This window comes from Paenibacillus sp. FSL R5-0636, from assembly GCF_037974255.1.
Lineage (GTDB): Bacteria > Bacillota > Bacilli > Paenibacillales > Paenibacillaceae > Paenibacillus_AQ > Paenibacillus_AQ odorifer.
Genome location: NZ_CP150232.1, coordinates 5611579 through 5634112, shown reverse-complemented (window position 1 = coordinate 5634112; position 22534 = coordinate 5611579). Strand labels below are relative to the sequence as shown.

The 22534-nt window shown below is 47.4% G+C and carries 16 protein-coding genes and 1 other annotated feature; all 16 genes read left to right on the top strand.

The window, feature by feature from the left end; all coding sequences use genetic code 11:
- Positions 1–11 precede the first annotated feature (11 nt).
- The 16 genes from rfbA (at position 12) to murC (ending at position 22392) form a co-directional block, all read left to right on the top strand.
- The gene (rfbA, locus tag MKX34_RS25735) at positions 12–890 is read left to right on the top strand and encodes a glucose-1-phosphate thymidylyltransferase RfbA (RefSeq protein ID WP_036685112.1); all 879 of its coding nucleotides are present in this window, start codon (positions 12–14) and stop codon (positions 888–890) included.
- 20 nt (positions 891–910) lie between these two features.
- Entirely contained in the window at positions 911–1471 is a 561-nt protein-coding gene (gene rfbC / locus MKX34_RS25730) for a dTDP-4-dehydrorhamnose 3,5-epimerase (RefSeq protein WP_076099446.1), read from the top strand.
- Between the two features lie 28 nt (positions 1472–1499).
- A complete protein-coding gene (gene rfbB, locus MKX34_RS25725) occupies positions 1500–2495 on the top strand; it encodes a dTDP-glucose 4,6-dehydratase (protein WP_076099447.1) in 996 nt (331 codons plus the stop codon).
- A 42-nt stretch (positions 2496–2537) separates the two neighbouring features.
- On the top strand, positions 2538–3143 hold the full coding sequence (locus MKX34_RS25720; protein ID WP_170914283.1) for a YdcF family protein: 606 nt from the start codon (positions 2538–2540) through the stop codon (positions 3141–3143).
- A gap of 746 nt (positions 3144–3889) precedes the next feature.
- Positions 3890–5287 carry a glutamyl-tRNA reductase gene (gene hemA / locus MKX34_RS25715; RefSeq protein WP_076142048.1) on the top strand — a complete coding sequence of 466 codons (1398 nt, stop codon included), beginning with the start codon at positions 3890–3892 and terminating at the stop codon, positions 5285–5287.
- Between the two features lie 5 nt (positions 5288–5292).
- On the top strand, positions 5293–6120 hold the full coding sequence (ccsA, locus tag MKX34_RS25710; protein WP_036685126.1) for a cytochrome c biogenesis protein CcsA: 828 nt from the start codon (positions 5293–5295) through the stop codon (positions 6118–6120).
- Between the two features lie 5 nt (positions 6121–6125).
- On the top strand, positions 6126–6773 hold the full coding sequence (locus MKX34_RS25705) for an NAD(P)-dependent oxidoreductase (RefSeq protein ID WP_076148178.1): 648 nt from the start codon (positions 6126–6128) through the stop codon (positions 6771–6773).
- A gap of 1110 nt (positions 6774–7883) precedes the next feature.
- Positions 7884–8837: a hydroxymethylbilane synthase gene (gene hemC / locus MKX34_RS25700; protein WP_076297112.1), complete on the top strand. Its 954-nt coding sequence runs from the start codon at positions 7884–7886 to the stop codon at positions 8835–8837.
- A gap of 5 nt (positions 8838–8842) precedes the next feature.
- Positions 8843–10390, top strand: coding sequence for a uroporphyrinogen-III C-methyltransferase (gene cobA, locus MKX34_RS25695; protein WP_038574799.1), 1548 nt, complete (start codon positions 8843–8845; stop codon positions 10388–10390).
- Positions 10391–11328: 938 nt separating this feature from the next.
- Positions 11329–12327: a porphobilinogen synthase gene (gene hemB, locus MKX34_RS25690; protein WP_038573042.1), complete on the top strand. Its 999-nt coding sequence runs from the start codon at positions 11329–11331 to the stop codon at positions 12325–12327.
- A gap of 97 nt (positions 12328–12424) precedes the next feature.
- The gene (gene hemL, locus MKX34_RS25685; RefSeq protein ID WP_036685199.1) at positions 12425–13711 is read left to right on the top strand and encodes a glutamate-1-semialdehyde 2,1-aminomutase; all 1287 of its coding nucleotides are present in this window, start codon (positions 12425–12427) and stop codon (positions 13709–13711) included.
- On the top strand, positions 13708–14643 hold the full coding sequence (locus tag MKX34_RS25680; RefSeq protein WP_249267762.1) for an RluA family pseudouridine synthase: 936 nt from the start codon (positions 13708–13710) through the stop codon (positions 14641–14643). The genes hemL and MKX34_RS25680 overlap by 4 nt, the downstream gene beginning before the upstream one ends.
- A 332-nt stretch (positions 14644–14975) precedes the next feature.
- Complete coding sequence (locus tag MKX34_RS25675; RefSeq protein ID WP_076215576.1) at positions 14976–16346, top strand: LysM peptidoglycan-binding domain-containing protein; 1371 nt, start codon at positions 14976–14978, stop codon at positions 16344–16346.
- A 194-nt stretch (positions 16347–16540) separates the two neighbouring features.
- Positions 16541–16824 (top strand) — a binding site (T-box leader).
- A 103-nt stretch (positions 16825–16927) separates the two neighbouring features.
- On the top strand, positions 16928–19627 hold the full coding sequence (locus tag MKX34_RS25670; protein WP_076297113.1) for a valine--tRNA ligase: 2700 nt from the start codon (positions 16928–16930) through the stop codon (positions 19625–19627).
- A gap of 5 nt (positions 19628–19632) precedes the next feature.
- Positions 19633–21009: a folylpolyglutamate synthase/dihydrofolate synthase family protein gene (locus tag MKX34_RS25665; protein WP_036685135.1), complete on the top strand. Its 1377-nt coding sequence runs from the start codon at positions 19633–19635 to the stop codon at positions 21007–21009.
- A gap of 6 nt (positions 21010–21015) precedes the next feature.
- Entirely contained in the window at positions 21016–22392 is a 1377-nt protein-coding gene (murC, locus tag MKX34_RS25660; RefSeq protein ID WP_076147960.1) for a UDP-N-acetylmuramate--L-alanine ligase, read from the top strand.
- Positions 22393–22534: the final 142 nt, after the last annotated feature.

The following is a 22534-nucleotide window of genomic DNA, read 5'->3' as shown; positions in this document are numbered from 1 at the left end:
GTTACGACATTATGAAAGGCATTATCCTAGCAGGTGGCAGCGGTACACGCCTATACCCATTAACAATGGTCACAAGTAAGCAGCTTTTACCCATTTACGACAAGCCAATGATCTACTATCCACTATCCACATTAATGCTAGCGGGCATTAAAGAAATTCTTATTATTTCAACTCCAGAGGACACGCCTAGATTTGAAAGTTTATTAGGTGACGGTTCTCAATTTGGCATCTCATTACAATACAAAGTTCAACCAAGTCCTGATGGTTTAGCGCAGGCTTTTATTTTGGGTGAATCTTTTATAGGTGATGATTCAGTGGCTATGATCCTTGGAGATAATATCTACTATGGAAATGGAATGCGGAAGATGTTGCAACGTGCTTCTTCTAAACAACAAGGAGCAACGGTGTTCGGATATCACGTGCAAGATCCAGAGCGCTTCGGTGTGGTAGAGTTTAATGAAGAAGGTAAAGTATTGAGCGTAGAAGAAAAACCAACACAGCCAAAATCTAACTATGCAATTACTGGTCTATATTTTTATGATAACAGAGTGATTGAGATTGCTAAGAATGTTGAGGTCTCTTCACGTGGGGAATTGGAGATTACCTCCATTAATGAAGCTTATTTAAATCTTGGTGAGCTTGATGTGGAACTTCTAGGTCGGGGATTCACCTGGTTAGATACAGGAACTCATCAAAGTCTTGTCGACGCAACTAACTTTGTTCGGACTATTGAAGATCATCAAGGAATCAAGATCGCCGCTCCGGAGGAAATTGCATATATTAATGGATGGATTACTAAAGAACACTTGTGGAATTGCGGGGAGAAGTTAAGTAAGACGGGGTATGGTCAGTATTTGATGAAAGTAGCTACAGGTAAAATACAATACTAATAACTGAAAGTGTGGCAGCGATGAAAATTACAGGAACCTTATTGCAAGGCGTATTAGTCGTTGAACCAGCTGTTTTTGGGGACCACCGCGGTTGGTTTATGGAGACGTATAGCGGAGCTAAGTTTAAAGAGCATGGAATAGATATGGAGTTTGTACAAGATAACCAATCCTACTCTGCGACTAAAGGAACATTACGTGGTTTGCACTATCAATTACATCCCAAGGCACAGACGAAATTGGTTCGTTGTACACGTGGTGCTATTTTTGATGTAGCCGTAGATATCAGAAAAGGTAGTCCTACCTATAGTAAATGGTTCGGCATTGAACTGAATGCTGAGAACAAAAAGCAACTGCTGATCCCAAAAGGATTCGCCCATGGATTCATGACGCTAACAGAAGACGTAGAGGTTCAGTATAAGTGCGATGAGCTTTATGCCCCGGAATGTGATGGGGGTATTCTGTGGAATGATCCTTCTATTGGCATCGAATGGCCTCTTCATATTACACCGGTATTATCTGCCAAAGATGAGAAGGCGCCTTTATTAAAAGAGGCTAATTTGAATTTTTTTTACAATAACTAATAAAGATAATAGATCGGGAGTGCGTTCATTGAGTAAGCAAAAGATGCTGGTTACGGGTGGTGCCGGATTTATTGGAGGCAACTTTGTACAGTATATGGTAGATAAATATCCGCATTATGATATTGTGAATTTGGATTTGTTAACTTATGCGGGTGATCTAACGAAGCATAAGGATATTGAGTCCAAATCCAATTATCGGTTTGTTCAAGCTGACATTGCTGACCGGGAGGCAATATTGTCTCTTTTTGAGTTGGAAAAATTCGATTATGTTGTTCATTTCGCTGCGGAGAGTCATGTGGATCGCTCAATTACTGATCCTGCGATATTCGTTCGTACGAATGTTATGGGGACACAAGTACTACTGGATGCAGCTAAAAAATTCGGCATTACTAAATTCCTCCATGTCTCTACGGATGAAGTGTATGGCGAACTCGATTTTGATCCTACTGTATTTTTTACCGAAGAAACACCTTTGCAGCCTAACAGTCCTTATAGTGCTAGTAAAACAGCGTCTGATTTGTTAGTTCGTGCGTATTATGAGACCTTTGGTTTACCAATGAACATAACACGCTGCTCGAATAATTACGGCCCGTATCATTTTCCTGAAAAACTGATTCCACTAACCATCTCAAGAGTATTAAACGAAGAGAAGGTTCCTGTATACGGAGATGGAAAAAATATTCGCGACTGGCTCCATGTCTGGGATCACTGTGCGGCCATTGACCTTGTCGTGCACCAAGGAGTAAGCGGTGAAGTTTATAATGTAGGTGGTCATAATGAGAGAACTAATCTTGAAGTAGTTAAGACGATTATCAGTACCTTGGGGAAATCTGAAGATTTGATTGAATTTGTAACAGATAGATTAGGACATGATAAACGCTACGCCATTGATCCAACGAAACTTGAGAATTTAGGTTGGAAGCCAACTTATACTTTTGAGACTGGAATTGCGCAGACGATCCAATGGTATATTGATAATGCTGAATGGTGGCAACAAATCCTTAGTAACGAATCGCATAAGTGATTTATGCACGACTTAACGGTTAAGAAAAGAAAAGGTAATTTAATGAATAAAAGATTGGTCCTTTTCGTTTGCTTGCTATTGTTAATTACTGGTTTATTCAGTGCAGGCCGCTTCTTAGCACTATCTGAACCTCCCAAACAATCAGATGTCATCATCGTCCTAAGCGGAGGCCAAGGTCGTGTGGAGCAGGCAGCTGAGTTATATAAAGCAGGCTATGCTCCTTATATAATTCTTTCCAATGCTAAAGAGTCAACGAGTAAATCGGGTGATATGATCCAAACCGCCCTAGCTTTAGGCATACCACAGGACGTTATTTATACCGAGAACGCGGCGGATAGCACTTATCAGAATGCCGAGTACACTCTTCCTATAATGAAAGAATACGGTTTTAAATCTGCGATTGTTGTTTCCTCTGACTTTCACATGCGGAGGGTGAAATTTCTTTTTGGTCGTGTGTACAAAAAATCGGAGATCGAGCTGACATATGTGGGTTCTGCATCAGGATATAACGCTAAACGCTGGTGGAGTGACCGAAAAAGTAGAGAAACAACGTTCAACGAATATGTGAAAATGATCGGCAACACCTTTGGTTACAATGGTCCGGAGGCAAAAAGTACTCTTGATCAGATTAAGAACTGGTTTCGCTAATCTGCTGTAGAACGTTCACACTATAATCCGACAAAAACATTTTTTTTCTTATCTTGGCTTAAGGCGCATTACGACAAACAATATTGTTTAATAGTTTTATACTTATAACTATATCAATATTATTCTCGTGGGAGAGACGCCAAATGCCAAATTACTATTTTAAAGAAATATGGACGCCTTTAAAATTAGTGAATATTCGTTTTTATCTAGATGATGAAAATCGTGTTTGGGTTAAAGTTTGGTCTAAGCATCGGCGACTTCTGAACTACATTCGTTAAAGGCGAAATGAGCAACGGATATGCTAACGTCATGCCTATTGGGAAAACCTTCTCTTTTGGCTCACCAGTTATCTTCACATTTTGCAAAAGGTGTGGAGAAGTAGCGTCGATAAAAGTTAAGAAACCTGAGAAGTTTTAAGTCACTTAGCAGTGACTTATTTTTTTTGGAGAACGGACTTTTTGACGATTTTAAGAACTAGTAGGCCATAATATTTCATTCTCACTTCCACAACCTTATAAATTAGCTAAAAATAACTCATCCTAACCGTAGCGAACCTACGGTTTTTTATTTATAATAATTATTATCTGGATTTCATAAAGCGTTCAAAAAATCTGTAAAAAGTCTTATTTTCGTGTGATATACTTAACACAGTGTTTTGAGATGTTGTGAAAGTGAACGGTATGTAAGATATTAATTTATATAACTGGATTTCAGTAACTTATAGAGACTAGGATGGTGAACTATCGATGCACATCGTCGTCGTTGGCCTGAATTATCGTACGGCTCCCGTGGAGGTTCGGGAACAGTTTGCTTTTGCGGAAAGTGACCTTCCGGCAGCGCTCCATCAACTGATGAAGACGAAGGGTGTGCTAGAAGGGGTCTTAGTAGCTACTTGCAACCGTACGGAAATTTATGTGGTGATGGACCGCCTTCATATGGCTGGTTATTTCATCCGCGGCTTTATGGAGCAATGGTTTGGTGTGAAAAGCGAGCAATTTACTCAGCATATGTATATTTATGAAGACGAACAGGCGATTGCGCATTTGTTCCGCGTGACCTGCGGTCTGGATTCCATGGTGATTGGGGAGACGCAGATCCTGGGACAGGTGCGGAGTTCTTTTCTCACAGCTCAGGCTGAGGGTGTAACTGGAACTTGGTTCAATCGGTTGTTCAAGCAAGCGGTGACGCTGGGCAAAAGAGCACATAGTGAAACGTCAATCGGCGAGAGTGCAGTATCTGTCAGTTATGCGGCTGTGGAGCTGGGCAAGCGGATTTTTGGCATGTTCACTGGGAAAAAAGTACTGATTCTCGGCGCCGGAAAAATGAGCGAGCTTACCGTGAAGCATCTATACAGTAGTGGTGCGGCAGAAGTGATTGTCGCTAACCGTACGCTGTCGCGTGCGATTGAATTGGCGGAGAAGTTCTCGGGTAAGCCGAGTACGATTGAAGATGCGTTAACAACTCTAAATGAAGTAGATATCGTGATCAGCTCAACAGGAGCAGATGGGTATGTGCTTACGGCTGATAAGGTAGCGCATGCTATGAAACGCCGCCCTTCGAGGCCGCTTTTTATGATTGATATTGCTGTACCACGTGATATTGATCCTGCGGCGGCAAATGTGCCGGATGTTTTTTTGTATGATATTGACGATCTGGAGGGCATTGTGGAGAATAATCTGGAAATGCGCCGAAGTGAAGCTGCGAAGATTGAAGTGATGATTAGCGAGGAAATGGATGAGTTCCAGCTGTGGCTCAAGACGCTTGGGGTAAGACCGGTGATCCGGGCACTCCAGGATAAATCGAATACGATTCATGAAGAAACGATGGAGAGTCTGTTCAATAAGCTGCCCGAGCTGGACGAGCATCAGCGGAAAGTAATCCGCCGTCTGACTAAAAGTATCGTGAACCAGATGATGCATGATCCGATCAATGTAATTAAAGAGCTGTCCGGCGGTAAGCAGGGAAATGAAGCTCTTGATTATTTTTCCAAAATCTTTGCGTTGCAGGAACAGCTCAAATCCGATTCAGATGATGGAGACATTGCCCCGGTTAAGCAGTCTAGTTCTGGAGAACGTACGGCTGGCAGCGCTGATTTTTCTGTGCCTAAAACGGCGCTTGCTCCGGCAGGCTTGCTGGGTGGGTGAATAATATGCAACTGCTGAACGGAATATATGATGCCGCTCTGCTGGTCTATGCCCTGAGCCTGCTGTTTGTTTTCTCGGATTGCCTTAAAAGGAGTCCGGGTGGGAAGCGGCTAGGCACGGGGCTTCTTGTTGTTGTAGGTCTTTTGCAAGTTGCAGGACTTGGAATTCGTTTCTCTCAGGAGAAAGGCCTGCCTATTTTCACACCTTATGATTTCTTGTTTTGGTTTGCGTTTAGTATTGTGCTGACTTCGCTTGCGGTGGCTTTTACACGTGGAGGCGAGTTTACGATTTTGCTGCTCAGTATGGCCGGGTTTAGTGTTTTTCTGCTTAATCGGGTGTGGCTGACGGCGGGTGGGCATACGCTTGAGACTTGGAGTGCGGTGTATGGCTGGCTGACGATGCATGTGATTTTGGCAAATATGAGTTTTGCAGCACTGACGTTAGGGACGGTTTTTGCAATATTGTACTTGTTCCTGCACACCAGACTCAAAAGCAAGAAATGGAGCGACCGGATCCGTCGTTTGCCGAACCTGGAGACTACAGATAAATACTCTTACACCGCTATTTTGGTGGGCACTCCTTTGCTGGGAATATCACTGGTAGTGGCTGGTTTATCTATAGTATCTGAGGGACGGACGCTTTTATTGAAAGATTTAAAAGTATTAACGACTCTTATCGGTCTTGGGATTTACATATTTTATATTATCTTTAAGAAGTCCGGGCGGAAAAGTGGAGTAAGTATGGCTCGCTGGGCGATTTTAGGATATGCTTTTATTATCTTAAATTTTCTGTTGAATTCTTGGTCTGATTTTCACGGTTGGAGCGGGGAGTGAGGGGCATGAAGCGTTATTTACCCATAATGCTGGATTGTGAAGGGCAGCACTGTGTGGTTATTGGCGGTGGTGTCGTGGCTGAACGTAAGGTGAGCGGGCTGTTGGAAGCTGGAGCGGCGGTTAAGGTGATTAGTCCTTCTTTGACAGATTCGCTTGATTCTCTAGCTGAAAAAGGTCTCCTGATCTGGATGGACCGTACTTATGCTCCCGGAGATCTCCGTGGGGCCTTTCTCGTATATGCAGCCACTAACGATAGGGCGGTTAATGAAGAGGTTGCGCGGGAGTCTAGACGGCTTGGAATTCATGTAAATGTGGCCAGCCATGCCGAAGCGGGAAACTTTATCACGCCTGGAGTGGTTCGGAGGGGACGTTTGACGGTAGCCGTATCTACTTCGGGTGCTGGCCCGCTTGCGGCAACGAAGATCAAAAATGTGCTTGAAAAAGCGCTGGATGCGACGTATGAACCATATTTGGATTTTGTGCATGCCATGCGTACCCGGATTAAGGAAAAAGAACCTTCTGCTGAAGTTCGTGGAAGGCTTTTGCGGAAGCTAGGCGCGCTGGATGTGTTGAACGAGATGAGTAAGGGTACCTTCATAGCGTGGAGTCCGGAGGATATGGACGCTTGGATTGCTCAGCAACGGGTGGAGTAAAAGTGCGCGTGGACACTGTAAAGATTAGAAAATTGGGTTAGATTAAGATATGAAGTGATGAGCGGTTGTTTGGGTAACCATAATGAATGGCTGAATTGGCTCGTAGTGGATGGAATGGTGGAATGTACGGTATAAATCCCGTTGAATTGGGTTGAAGTGGCTAGGATGGCGGAATGTACGGTATAAGTACTGTTGAATTGGGTTGAAGTAGCTGGAATGGTGAAATGAACGGTATAAATCCCGTTGAATTGGGATGAAGTAGCTGGAATGGCGGAATGTACGGTAAAAATCCCGCTGAAATGGGTTGAAGTAGCTAGAATGGTGGAATCTACGGTATAAATCCCGTTGAATTGGGTTGAAGTAGCTAGAATGGTGAATTGTACGGTATAAATCCCGTTGAATTGGGTTGAAGTAGCTGGAATGGCGAAATGAACGGTATAAATCCCGTTAAATTGGGTTGAAGTAGCTAGTTTGGTGAAATGAACGGTATAAATACTGTTGAATTCGGCTGAAGTGGCTTAGAGGGTGGAATGAACGGTATAAATCCCGTTGAATTGGTTTGAAGTAGCTGGAATGGCGAAATGAACGGTATAAATCCCGTTGAATTGGCTCGTAGTGGCTAGGATGGCGGAATGTACGGTATAAATCCCGTTGAACTGGGTTGAAGTAACTGGATTGGTGAAATTAACGGTATAAATCCCGTTGAATTGGGCTGAAGTAACTGGAATGGTGAAATGAACGGTATAAATCCCGTTGAATTGGGTTGAAGTAGCTAGTTTGGTGAAATGAACGGTATAAATACTGTTGAATTCGGCTGAAGTGGCTTAGAGGGTGGAATGAACGGTATAAATCCCGTTGAATTGGACTTAAGTAGCTGTGATGGCGGAATGAACGGTAACAATGCCCTCTAAACGAGCCACAGTCGCCGAAGGAGCCAAATGAAAGGCAAGAATGCCTCAGGTTGGTGGAAATCATCCGAAGTAGCGAATTCAAAGGCAATAATGCCTTTTTTAGAGTGAGAGTAGTTAATTGGTTAGTTTGGGTTTGGATTTCTAGTGCAAGGTTCTGTGGTGAAGAGTAAGAGGCGAACGTTACCAGGAGGAATGGACAATGCGAAAGGTTATAGTGGGGAGTAGACAGAGCGCGCTTGCGTTGACGCAAACGGGACATGTGATTGCTGATTTGGAGCGACTTAGCGAAGAGCATGGTTTTGGATTTACTTTTGAAGTGAAAAAGATCGTCACCAAAGGTGACCGCATTCTTGACGTTACTTTATCCAAGGTAGGCGGCAAAGGGTTGTTCGTGAAGGAAATCGAGCAAGCCATGCTCGAAAAAGAAATCGACATGGCGGTGCACAGCATGAAGGATATGCCATCCGAGTTACCGGATGGGTTGGTCAATGGTGCTGTGCCGAAGCGTGTCGATCCGCGTGATGTTTTGATCTCTAACGGAGGTATCTCGCTAGACGAGCTGCCTCAGGGTGCACGCGTAGGCACAAGCAGCCTACGCCGATCCAGCCAGCTTGCTGCGCTGCGGCCTGATCTGGTCATTGAGCCCGTGCGCGGCAACATTGACTCGCGGCTGCGCAAGCTGGAGAGCGGCGAATACGACGCAATCCTGCTGGCAGCGGCGGGGCTGTCGCGCATGGGCTGGCAGGATCGCGTGAGCGCCTACCTGCCGCCGGAGGTTTGCCTGCCCGCTGTAGGGCAGGGCGCACTCGGCATCGAGTGCCGTGCAGATGACGCTGACCTGCGGAAGCTGCTGGCATTATACAACGATGCCGATACGGCGTTGACGGTAGCGGCGGAGCGCACGTTCCTTGGCGTGCTGAATGGCGGCTGCCAAGTGCCGATTGGTGCTCATGCGGTGCTTGACGCAGCCGCCAAAGCTGCTACCGCTGAGCACAAAGTAATCTCGTTAACGGGGATGGTGGGAACACCGGACGGTTCAACGATTTTGAAAGAAACTTGCACGGGGGTTGACCCGGTACAGCTCGGCGAAGAAGTCGCTAAAAAGCTGATTGCAAGAGGAGCGGAGAAGATACTGTCAGACGTTAGGGGATGAGTGAATTGACGGGGAAGGTTTATTTGGTAGGTGCAGGTCCCGGGGACGCAAAGCTGATTACTGTGAAAGGCCTCGAGTGTATCCAAAAAAGCGACGTACTGGTGTATGATCGCTTGGCAAGTCCTAGATTGCTGAAATGCATGAAACCCGGCGGGGAGAAGATTTATGTAGGCAAGCTGCCGGATCGCCACACGATGAAGCAAGAACAGATTAATCAATTGTTAGTTGATTTGGCTTTACAGGGGAAAACAGTGGTGCGGCTTAAGGGTGGGGACCCTACGATTTTTGGCCGAGTGGGTGAAGAAGCGGAGCTGCTGCGCAAAAATGGGATCTATTACGAAATCGTACCAGGCATCACGTCAGCGATCAGTGTACCTGCCTATGCGGGTATACCTGTTACGCACCGCGATCATGCCTCTTCCCTGTCGATTATCACCGGGCATGAGAGTCCGGATAAACTGGATCATTCCATACATTGGGATAAAGTAACGAACGCCACAGGCACGTTAGTGTTTCTGATGGGCGTAGCTAAAATAGGTTATATCAGCGCTCAGCTGATCAAGCACGGGCGGCCGCCAGAAACACCAGTGGCACTTGTGCGCTGGGGCACCCGCGCGGATCAGGAGACGCTGACGGGAACCCTCGCCGATATTGAGGCGAAGGTGAAGGCGGCGGATTTTCAGCCGCCGGCAGTCATCGTCGTCGGCGACGTGGTGCTGCAGCGTGAGCAGCTGAAGTGGGTCGAGGCGATGCCGTTATTCGGCAAACGCATCGTGGTGACACGGGCTCGCAGCCAAGCAAGCGAGCTGGTGGATAGAATTGAAGAACTCGGCGGGGAACCCTACGAGTTCCCGGTGATCGAGACGATCATGCCGGAAGGGGCAGAGAAGAAGGCGAAGATTGCAGCGGCGTTTGGCGCGCTGGAATCGTACGACTGGGTATTCTTCACTAGCCCGAACGGCGTGGAGTTTTTTTGGCGCCACTTGGCGGAGCTGGGGGCGGACATTCGCGGGCTACACCGCGCGCGTATTGCAGCGGTGGGGCCAGGCACAGCCGCCGCGCTGGCGCAGCGCGGGGTGATCGCTGAGGAACTTCCGGCGAAGTTTCAGGCGGAAGGTCTGATTGAGACGTTCGGTCCCCAGCTGCTGCCGGGGCAGAACGTGCTTTTGCCGCGCGGCGATCTGGCGCGGGACTGGCTGCCGGACAAGCTGAGAGAGCTTGGCCTTCAGGTGACAGACGTGGATACTTATGAGACGGTTGTCACTGGTGAGGATGACGACGAGTTGTTGAAGCTGCTAGAGGAAGGTCGCGTACACGCGGTAACCTTCACCAGCTCGTCAACCGTGCGTAATTTCATACACATCCTGAAACGGATGGGACTTGAAGATCCGCTCCCGCTACTTGCAAACGTGAAAATCGCCTGCATCGGCCCGTTAACGGAGCAGACTGCGGTAGACGCGGGACTGACACCGGGACTCTTGCCTGAAGAGGCAACCATAGATGGTTTGGTGCAGGAGCTCTGCCGCTGGAATGCGGAGACTCAGCTGCAGTAGCGCTCGGATCGAGGATAGAACGAAGCAATAGTTTACTGGTGAGCTTGGCTTGTTTAGCTTACTTTCTGGTGGGAAGGTAGAAGCTGATTACTCTGCGGGGAGAGTAGTAGCTGTTCAACGGAGAAAGGCAGTGCCTGCTTAGAAATATAGCGCTCAGCTTATAATTAGTTACATTACAGGCTAGAGTTTTGTTCGTAGTTACTAAATAGTTCGTAGTTACATGTGAGTTGGTAGTTACTAAATAGTTGGTGGTTACATGTGAGTTCGTAGTTACTAAATAGTTGGTGGTTACATGTGAGTTCGTAGTTACTAAATAGTTGGTGGTTACATGTGAGTTCGTAGTTACTAAATAGTTCGTGGTTATATGTGAGCTGGTAGTTGCTAAATAGTTGGGTTTACGTGTGAATTGGTAGTTGAGTCTGCGCTTACATTTACTAATTGCATGTGTTGGTTTGCTCGCCGTTATATCTACGCTCAAAAGTGCCACATCGCAACCTTCAAGTAACATATAAATTGAACTCCGAAAGTAGTTACTTATGGAGTTCGGAGTATAATATTTGGTTGTAAACTAACTGGTATGTAGAGAATATGCAGTAGGTTAATGTGATCAGATCTGCTTGAATTTTAGTTTTAGTTGTACTTCATACAATTAAATTTCCTATATATCAGCTAAAGTCGAGTTTAGTTGTAGTATGTACAATTAAATATCCGCTAAATGAGGAATCTTCGCTCTTTTGTAATAAATAACTGTAGAGAATGCAACTAAAGCTTACAATTAGGACAAAACATCGAGATAGTTGCACAAACTACAACTATACGCAGTTAGCCAGTGGTCGGCGGTTTGGTTGCGGCTAATTTGGACTTGGCTGCGGCTAGTTGTGGTTTGCTGCCAAACACATAAATTGGTTTTATATTTTATTTTTCAGGAGGATGAACAAATGAGCTTTCCAATTACACGTCACCGCCGTTTGCGCGGTTCTGCTGGAATTCGTGGCATGGTGCGGGAGACGATACTGAATGTGCTGGATATGGTACAGCCTATTTTTGTGACTTATGGAACAGGTGTGAAGAATGAGATTAGCTCGATGCCGGGCGTGTATCATTTTTCGCTGGATACGTTAAAAGCAGAAGTGGACGAGATCGCCGCACTAGGCATCCCGGCTGTATTGTTGTTCGGGATTCCTGAGACGAAGGATGCTATCGGTTCTTCCGGTTTTGCAGAGGATGGAATTGTGCAAGAGGCTACTCGCTTGATCAAGCACTGGTACCCAGAGCTGTTGGTCGTTGCAGATACCTGCCTTTGTGAATTTACGGATCACGGACATTGTGGAATGGTGCATACGCATACGGTGAATGGTGTGGTACATGGCGATGTTATCAACGATGCTTCGCTGGAGCTTTTGACTCGTACGGCGGTATCCCAAGCAAAAGCTGGAGCAGATATTATCGCCCCTTCCAACATGATGGATGGATTCGTTCACGCGATTCGTGCGGGACTTGATGAGAACGGTTTTGAGCATGTGCCGATTATGTCGTATTCGGTCAAATATGCTTCGGCATTTTATGGCCCTTTCCGCGAAGCAGCGGATTCAGCGCCACAATTCGGGAATCGCAAAACGTATCAAATGGACCCTGCCAATCTGCGCGAAGCGCTCCGTGAAGCAGAATCCGATGTGTTGGAAGGCGCGGATATGTTAATGGTGAAGCCAGCCCTGGCTTACCTAGATGTGATTCGTACGATTCGTGATCAGTTTGATCTTCCTTTGGTGGCTTATAATGTGAGTGGAGAATATTCCATGGTAAAAGCAGCGGCATTACAAGGCTGGATCGACGAGCAAGCCGTTGTGCTGGAAATGCTGACGGGCATGAAACGCGCTGGTGCGGACATTATTATTACTTATTTTGCAAAAGATGCAGCCCGCTGGCTGCGAGGCTAATCTTCATCACACCGACATCGCGGCAGCTAATATATGTTTGTACAAGCTTGTGTAACCAAGAAGAGAATAGGAGTGAAGATACATGAGTAATGTGCCAATGGCGCGTAAAGAGGAAGCGTCCCGGAAGGCTTTTGATGAAGCAAAACAATATATTCCCGGCGGGGTGAACAGCCCTGTACGGGCGTTTAAATCCGTAGGTCTGACTCCGATTTATGTGGATCATGGGATCGGTTCGCGTATTTTTGATATCGACGGCAACAGCTTTATCGACTATGTGCTCTCATGGGGTCCGCTGATTATGGGTCATGCGCATCCTGAGGTTGTGAAGGCATTGCAGGAGACGGCGGTAAAAGGGACAAGCTTTGGCGCCCCAACGCTACTCGAAACGGAAATGGCAAAAACCGTTGTTGAACGTGTGGCATCTGTAGATATCGTGCGCATGGTTAACTCCGGAACGGAAGCTACGATGAGCGCGATTCGTTTGGCACGTGGTTACACTGGACGCAGCAAGATCTTGAAGTTCGAAGGCTCCTACCACGGTCACGCGGATAGTTTGCTTATTAAGGCTGGCTCTGGTGTAGCTACATTGGGATTGCCGGATAGCCCGGGTGTCCCAGAAGGCGTTGCAATGAATACCATTACGGTTCCTTACAATGATTTGGAGTCCACTCAGATTGCTTTCGAACGTTTTGGCAATGAGATTGCGGCAGTGATCGTAGAGCCGATTGCCGGCAACATGGGCGTTGTTCCACCGCTTCCAGGCTTCCTGGAAGGGCTGCGTAAATTAACTTCTGACAATGGTTCGCTGCTTATTTTTGATGAGGTTATGACAGGCTTCCGTGTTAATCGCGGCTGTGCTCAAGGCTTGTTCGGGATTACTCCGGATATTACTTGTTTTGGCAAAGTTATCGGCGGCGGACTTCCAGTGGGTGCTTATGGCGGGAAAAGAGAGATCATGGAGCAAATCGCTCCTACTGGACCGATTTATCAGGCGGGCACACTAAGTGGTAATCCATTAGCGATGGCAGCCGGATATACTACGCTCAAGCTGTTGACACCGGAAGTATATGACCGACTGGAACAGTTGGGTGCACGTCTGGAAGCGGGTTTGAGAAAGAATTCAATCGAGACTGGCATTCCGCTCACGATCAACCGGGTAGGATCAATGGTTTGTCCATTCTTCACTGAAGGACCTGTAATCAATTTTGAAACGGCTAAGACGAGTGACACGGATCTTTTCCGTCGTTATTTTGGTCATATGGTGAGCCAAGGCATCAGTGTGCCACCTTCACAGTTTGAGGGTATGTTCGTATCGGCTGCACATAGTGAGCAGGATATTGATGATACCATTGAGGGCCATTATAATGCCCTGAAGGCCCTTTGAGCATCGGAGCCGGAGAAACAACCGGTGGTGGCGCTTGGACTCGGCGTGGAGAATGGCTGGAGGTAACACCCGGCAAAATCATTACTGGAGCTGAGGATACGCAGGCGACGATTGATAAGTGGCTGCTAGAAACTGTGGGCATGCCCGAGAAACTTCATCTGCGGTTACGCCGCGAGGGAGGTATTCAGTGGAAAGGTGACCGGCTTCGGCTGGCACTTTTTCCCGATCGTGAAGCGGGGATTGAACCGATATGGGAAGAGCTTGAGGTGCTGTACGAGGATGATTTTTGCCTGGTAGCTCATAAACCAGCTGGGATGGCGGTTCATCCAGATGGCAGTGGAACAGGTGTAACTCTGGATCACCTCGTAGCTGCGCATTATATCACTTCCGGCGAGAGTGTGGCTGTGCGCCATATTCACCGCTTGGACAAAGATACAACGGGTCCGGTGATGTATGCAAAAAATGAGTTCGCACAGTTAGTTCTGGACGAGAATATGCGTGAAAAAAGCATATCACGGCACTACGCCGCGATCGTCGAAGGCACAGTGCCGCCTGTGCTTAAGGTGATCGATGCCCCGATTGGGCGCGATCGGCATCACGCTGCGCGCAGACGGGTCTCGCCCGGCGGACAATCTGCCGCGACGCGAATCATCGAGCGCGAGGCACTGCATGGCGGAAGCCTGGTGCATGTGCAGCTGGAGACCGGGCGGACGCATCAGATTCGCGTCCATCTCAGCCATATGGGTCATCCCTTGTATGGGGATGAACTATATGGCGGCCCGGTTTGGGCTTCCAGCGCTGCCGGCCGCCATGCCCTGCATGGCGAGTCGTTGTCCTTCCGCCATCCTTGGAGCGGAGAACAGCTGGAAGTCAGCGATCCGTGGCCGGAGGATATGCTGCAGCTGCGAGAGCTGCTGTCTGAAGCACCCTGACGGATACGTAAGCAACTAAAGAACAGTAGAATCAGCAAAGGCTGGTTCTGCTGTTCTTTTTCTATTTTTTTCAGAAAAAAAACATCTATCCATGTCTTATTAATAAAAGCAGCATATAATACTTTGTTCTTACGAAGTAGTGCATCTATCAGCAGGCTGAAGGTTTGATGAGCTCTTAAATTCATGAAATTTATTAGCATCCTGTCCGGTTAGTACTACCAAAGTTGTCATGCCTCTCTGTTTGAAGCATATACATGTGGGGAGTAACATTTTGGGCTTATGCTCTGGGCCTGTCTCAGGGTTAGATTATGCCAAGAAGGAGGACATATCCCGTGTTTGATCAGTCCCACGGCTTGCGGTTTGATATTTACGAACGCATTCACCTTTCGGAAGAGCTTCCGGGAATAGCTGAGCTGGAGGAGGTTGAACTACTTCCGGAAATTCAGGTGATTCAGCGGGAGGATCGGGCCGAGTTATATGGTCAGCTGTTGCTTACCGGGCTTTACCGGAGTGAAGATGACCGAACACAACGTCTGGAGCATGCCATTCCCGTCGAAATCACTGTTCCGCTTACACGCGTCAGCTCGATTGAAGATATTGGGGTGGAGATCGAGAATTTTGATATTGATCTGCTCACGATGCGCACTGTGAATATAACAGGCGTACTATCGCTGCGGGGGATCGGTAGTACGGATCCTCAACCTCAACCGGCCTGGCAGCAAGAGGAGTATACAGTCGCCTATTCTCCTGTTAATGATGACAGGGTGATAGAAGCAACTGCTGAGCACCAAGAACACGAAAATGATACCCTTTATGAAAATTCACAGTGGACCTTTGGTGAAGATGCATCACAGGTTGCTGTAGAAGAACATGAACAGGCCGATGCGGCTGAGGACGCACAGGAGTTACTAGTCTCAAGCGGAGCGGCTCATACGTCCCCTGTAGTCAATTTCTCATCCGCTCAGGAGAAGGACAAGGGCGCAAAAGCCCGGACACATAGTCTAGAGTCACAAGCAGAGGATGCCAAAGCGGGTTTATCCGATTACTGGTTTAAAGCCGAGCCACAGATCAAGGAAGCTGAAGTGTCCCAGCTGAATCAAGCAAGTTATGTGAGCGAAGAGAAGCAGCAGCCGGAAGAGGAATATTCTTTTGCTTCTAGAGAGACCGTTGTTCCAACGGCTAGTGCAGAAGCGAATCAAGATATACCTGTATTTGCTTCTGAGAGTGAGGCTAATCATGAGCTTCATGAACAGGATGAGAATGCTGAACCCATCCATGAGAATGCGAACGAAGTTTTTGTTTCACAAGAGAGTGTGGTTTCTCATGAGGAGAAACAAGATCTTAAGATCGCCTTGGGCAGTAAAAAAGAAGCAGAGGTTCCGGAAAAAGAACATCTCACCTTCTCCTCTTTACTAAGCTCCAGTCGTGTCCGTAAAGAGCAGGAAGCTCTGCAGTCGGAAGGAAACACATCTGCAGCAGTGGACGTTCCAGAGGTTGGTAATAATACGGAATGGAAGAGCAGATTCATTGCCAGCGCGGACGGAGCTAACATGTTCCGCAAAGTTCGGCTGTGTATTGTACAGCGTGAAGAAACACTGGATACCATTGCAGAGAAGTATCAGCTAAGTGCGCGGGAGCTGGTGATGTATAATCGCTTGTCCGGGCAGAGTGTAGAGGAAGGCCAAGTGTTGTACATCCCGTAATCGAATCGTGATGCGTACACAAATGAATAGGTGAATCCCGATCAGGTATTAGGGTCGGGATTTTTGCTGTTTCATTGTTGGAATGAATGCTTCAGAAGAAATAAGTCGAAATTCAGCCTAAAGTCCCGCTGCAAAGGCGTATCCAGGTTGACTAGGGGGGACTCAAAATGTATTATGGAGTAAGCAATATCTAAGTAAAGACTGGGAACGGGAAGAGTAGGCGGTCAGCCCTTCAGAGAGCGGAATTGCAAGTGCTGTGACATTCCGTAGGAAACAGCCCCCGAAGTCGCCCCGGAGTCGCCCTTCTGAGCTTATCTTCATATCTATGAAGGATAAGTTAGGTTGTGGCCGGTAGCAGCCGTTATCTGTACGAGTGTCGCGCTAAGCTTCCGTACCCGTAGGGTAAGAAGTGTAGTTTTATTTTTCATTGGCGCGAAACAAAGGTGGTACCGCGAAAGAATGACCTTTCGTCCTTTGAGACGAGGGGTCTTTTTGTTTTTTTCAGAGACCTGTGCGCTCTATACAGCAACTTTATTAACAACTATAAGCAACTACAAGTAAACTAGTGGAGGTATCAGAGAATGGCTGACCAAAACCATCTAACAGCGGCAGATGCTGCCGCTACGAATGAATCTAAAAACGAGATGCCAACAACGTATGATCCGAAGGCAGCAGAACAGAAATGGTATTCCTACTGGACAGAGGGCGGATATTTCCGTGCAGGCCAGCGTCCGGATGCTCAAGCCTATAGCATTGTGATCCCGCCGCCAAACGTAACAGGAATGCTGCACATCGGGCATGCGCTCGATTTCACATTACAGGATATCCTGATTCGTACTAAACGGATGCAGGGCTTCGATACGCTTTGGTTGCCAGGTACGGACCACGCAGGTATTGCAACACAAACGAAGGTAGAGCAGAAGCTGCGCGAGCAGGGGATTTCCAGACATGACCTCGGACGTGAGAAGTTCCTGGAGCAGGTGTGGGATTGGAAAGACAAATACGCGAACACCATTCATGAGCAGTGGGCTAAAATGGGACTTTCCCTTGACTACTCCCGCGAGCGTTTTACCCTCGATGAGGGTTTGTCGAAGGGAGTTCGCGAGGTATTTGTTAAGCTTTATAATAAAGGCTTGATCTACCGCGGTAAACGTATCATCAACTGGGACCCGGCGGCTCGTACGGCGTTGTCGGATATCGAGGTTGAATATAAGGAAGTTAACGGTCATCTGTACCATCTGCGTTACCCACTTAAAGATGGCAGCGGACATATCACTGTAGCGACCACACGTCCGGAGACGATGTTGGGTGATACGGCAGTTGCTGTTCATCCTGAGGATGATCGTTATAAAGATCTGATTGGCAAAACGCTGATCCTGCCGATTATCGGCCGGGAGATTCCAATTATCGCTGACGAGTATGTAGATAAAGAGTTTGGCAGCGGTGCGGTTAAGATCACGCCAGCTCATGATCCAAATGACTTCGAGGTAGGTCAACGTCATAATCTGCCGCAGATCAACGTAATGGATGAGAGCGGCACAATGAACGAAGAAGCAGGACCTTACCAAGGTCAAGACCGGAGTGAATGCCGTAAGGCCATCACAGCGGATCTGAAGGAGCAAGGCGTTCTGATCTCTATTGAAGATCATGTGCATCAAGTTGGACACAGTGAACGTTCAGGAGCGGTTGTTGAGCCGTACCTGTCCACACAATGGTTCGTGAAGATGCAGCCGCTCGCCGAAGCTGCCATCAATGCACAGAAGGATGGTAATGGGGTTAACTTTGTACCTGAACGGTTCGAAAGAACCTACCTGAACTGGATTGAAAACGTACGCGACTGGTGTATTTCCCGTCAGCTTTGGTGGGGACATCGTATTCCGGCTTGGTATTCTGAATCTACCGGTGAGCTGGTTGTGGCGAATGATGAGGAAGAAGCGCGCCGGATCAGCGGCCTAACCGACTTGAAACAGGACGAGGATGTTCTGGATACTTGGTTTAGCTCCAACCTCTGGCCGTTTGCAACCCTAGGCTGGCCGAATGAAGACAGCGCAGATTTCAAACGTTACTATCCGAACGATGTGCTCGTAACGGGCTACGATATTATTTATTTCTGGGTAGCGCGGATGATCTTCTCGGCACTGGAATTCACGGGAGAGAAACCATTCTCCGACGTATTGATGCATGGTTTGGTACGGGATGCTGAGGGACAAAAAATGTCCAAATCACTCGGCAACGGTGTAGATCCGCTTGAGGTTATCGAGAAGTACGGCGCAGATGCTATGCGTTATATGATTTCTACCGGCAGCACAGCGGGTCAGGATTTACGCTTCCGCTGGGAAAAGGTAGAGCAGGCGCGTAATTTCGCTAATAAGATCTGGAATGCGTCACGCTTCGCCCTCATGAATCTTGAAGGGGTTAGCTTCGAGAATATTGACATTACTGGTGAGCTAACTACGGCTGACCGTTGGATTTTACACCGCCTGAACGAAACTTCTCGTGAAATTACGCGTCTAATTGACTCGTACGAGTTCGGCGAGACTGGCCGCCAGCTGTACAACTTCATTTGGGACGATTTGTGTGACTGGTATATTGAGTTCGCGAAGCTGTCGCTTTACGGAACGGATGCCGCAGCCAAAGCGAAGACACAGTCCGTACTTGCTTATGTACTCGACCGCACGATGCGCTTGATCCATCCGTTTATGCCGTTTATTTCGGAGGAAATCTGGCAGCATCTGCCGCATGAAGGAGAGACAATTACTTTGGCTGCTTGGCCTGAGTATGATGCTGCTCTGGAGAACCCGCAAGCGGTAGCGGAAATGAACCTGCTGATGGATGTAATCCGGGCCGTTCGTAATATCCGTGCTGAAGTAAATGTACCGATGAGCAAAAAGGTTGATTTGATTATTAAAGCGAGCAATGAGGAAACGCTGAGCATCATTACTCGTAACGACAACTACATCGGACGTTTCTGCAATACCTCTTCTTTCGAAGCTGGCCTGAATCCGGAAACGCCAGACAAGGTAATGTCCGCTGTAGTAACGGGAGCGGAACTGCTTCTGCCTTTGTCGGGGCTGATTGATATTGAACAAGAAATCGCTCGTCTGGAAAAAGAAGTGCAGACGCTGAACAGCGAAGTAGAACGCGTAGAGAAAAAATTGAGCAATCAGGGCTTCGTGGCCAAAGCTCCCGCAAAAGTTATCGAAGAGGAGCAGGCGAAGCAGGCAGATTATTCTGCCAAACGTGAGAAAGTACTTGCCCGCATAGCAGAGCTGAGAGGATAAGAGACATGGATGACCTAAATCGGGGCGGGAGCACCGCCCCTCTTGCGACATATACCGAAGCGGTTAACTGGATCAAGGGCTTGATTCCTTTTGGAATCCGGCCAGGTTTAGACAGAATTGAGATGTTGATGGACAAGCTGGGAAACCCGCACCGTCGGCTGAAATTTATTCATGTGGCGGGTACCAACGGCAAAGGCTCCACCTGTGCTTTTTTGACAAGCGCACTTTTGCAAAGCGGCTATTCTGTCGGCACCTTCACGTCTCCGTATATTACGAAGTTCACGAACAGGTTCCAATATAATAATACGGACATTCCTGAAGAAACTCTTCTTGAGCTAGTGAATACCCTTCGTCCTTTGGTAGATGAGATTGCAGAAACGGAATTTGGCTCACCAACGATGTTTGAGGTAACTACAGCTGTGGCCATTCTATTTTTTGCGGGTGTTTCTTGTCCGGATGTTGTCGTATGGGAGACTGGGCTTGGGGGAAGGCTGGATGTAACGAACATCGTTACTCCGATCGTGTCGGTGATTACAAATGTCGGCCATGACCATATGGATATTTTGGGAGATACGCTTGAGAAGGTTGCAATGGAGAAAGCCGGAATTATCAAACCCGGTGTACCTGTTGTTAGCTGCGTAAATCAACCGGAAGTCGTGGCTGTACTCAAGGAGAAAGCGGCGGCTTGCCGCTCTACTCTTTATCTTGCCGGAGAAGATTTTAGCTATGAAGCTACTGGAATCCATGCGGATGTGCAGACCTTTAACTTTAAGGGTCCCTTCCGTTCGCTTGAACTTGGGATTGTGATGAAAGGCGAACACCAGATTAGCAATGCGGCAGGAGCCATGATGGTTCTTGAAGTTTTGCGCCAGTATATGGCGTTCATGTTAGAGGATGAAGATGTTCTGGAAGGATTGCGTCATGCATTTTGGGCTGGAAGGCTGGAAGAGGTAAGTAAATCTCCGAGGATCGTACTGGATGGAGCACATAATCCGGAAGGCGCGGAGAGCCTTGCCAAAAGCCTGCCACAGCTCTATAAATACGGTAAATTAAATTTACTTATGGGAATGATGGCAAATAAGCATCATGAATCCTACTTTAAGCATATACTGCCTATAGTGGATACGCTCATCCTGACCGAACCGGATTTCCAGAACAAAATGGACGCGGAGCATCTGCAGGTTATCGCAGAAAGTCTGCGGGATAAATATGCCAAGGAAAACTTGGTAATCATAGTAGAACATAATTGGGGAAAAGCGCTGCAACAACTGAAGTCGATTACAGCGGAGGATGACCTTGCCGTCGTATCTGGTACGCTGTATTTGATTTCTGACGTGCGCGGTACACTTTTGCAGCAACCCGATACTGAAAAAGGCTGGTGACGACTGTTGGATACTACTGAACGTGTGCATTTTATAGGGATCGGCGGCTACGGTATGAGCGCGATTGCCCGAGTAATGCTAGAAATGGGATATACGGTTACGGGCTCCGATGTGGCTGCCCAAGAATTGACGGATAAATTGATTGCTAAAGGTGCCAAGATTTATATTGGGCATACAGCAGAACAAGTAAAAGGTGCGGATCTGGTCGTGTACTCTACGGCTTTGTCCAGCGATAATGTGGAATGGGTGGAAGCAGAGCGTCTTAAGATTCCAATTCTGCACCGCTCACAAATGTTAGCCCGTTTATTGAACGAACGTAAAGGGGTAGCCGTTGCCGGAGCGCATGGTAAAACAACTACCTCCTCCATGATCGCGCTTGTAATGGAAGAGTGTGAAGTTGATCCTACGTATATTATCGGCGGAGAGATTATGAATGTCGGTACGAATGCAAAGGCAGGACAAGGCGATTATGTAGTGGCGGAAGCGGATGAGAGCGATGGCTCTTTCTTGCACTATCATCCTTGGCTTGGAATTGTCACGAATGTGGAAGCAGATCACTTGGAGAATTACGGCGGAGATTTTAACCGTCTCAAGGCTGCTTACGTACAGTTTATGAACCAGACACGTGAAGACGGCACTGCGATTGTGTGTGCAGATGACGAGAACGTGATTTCTTTATTGCCTGAAGTGTCAGGTAAGGTGATTACTTACGGCATCAAGTCGAAGACAGCAGATTATATTGCAACAGACATCGTTCTTGGCGACCGTCAGGTTTCGTATATGATGAACCATAATGGCGTAGTATTGGGACAAATTGAACTGTCCGTGCCAGGTCAGTACAATCTGTATAACTCAATGGCTGCGGTTATCGCTTGTCTGAAATCAGGAATCTCTTTTGAGAAAATCGCTGAAGCGATTGTGAAATTCCATGGTGCGAAGCGCCGTTTTCAAGTGCTCGGAGAAGTCGATGACATTCTGGTCATCGATGATTATGCGCATCACCCAACTGAAATTCAGGCGACAATCAGTGCTGCTAAGGCAACGGGGAAACGGATTATTGCCGTATTCCAGCCTCAGCGGTATACACGTACGTTCTTCCTGCTAGATGCCTTCAGCCGCGCCTTTAGCGAAGCAGATGAAGTGATTATTACCGACATCTACTCTCCGGCAGGTGAGAAGCAGATTGAGGGGGTTACATCTGCGAAGCTGGTTGAGCTTATTGTGCAGAACAGTAACGCCGGTGCAAGACATCTGCCAACCAAAGAAGATGTGCTTGCTGATCTGAAACCTCGTATTGCCCCAGGTGACCTGGTGATTACGATGGGCGCAGGCGATATCTGGAAGGTTGGATACGCATTGGCGGACGGCTTGAAGAAGCGTTAATACAAACACAGGCCTACACGAGAATATTCATATTCTCTTGACCATAGCACTTCCCCCGAGCTCCGTGCAGGGGGAAGTGCTTTTTTGTATACTTAAGCGGTGTATGTACATTCTAAAAAATGAAATAAATAGGGTATTTGCT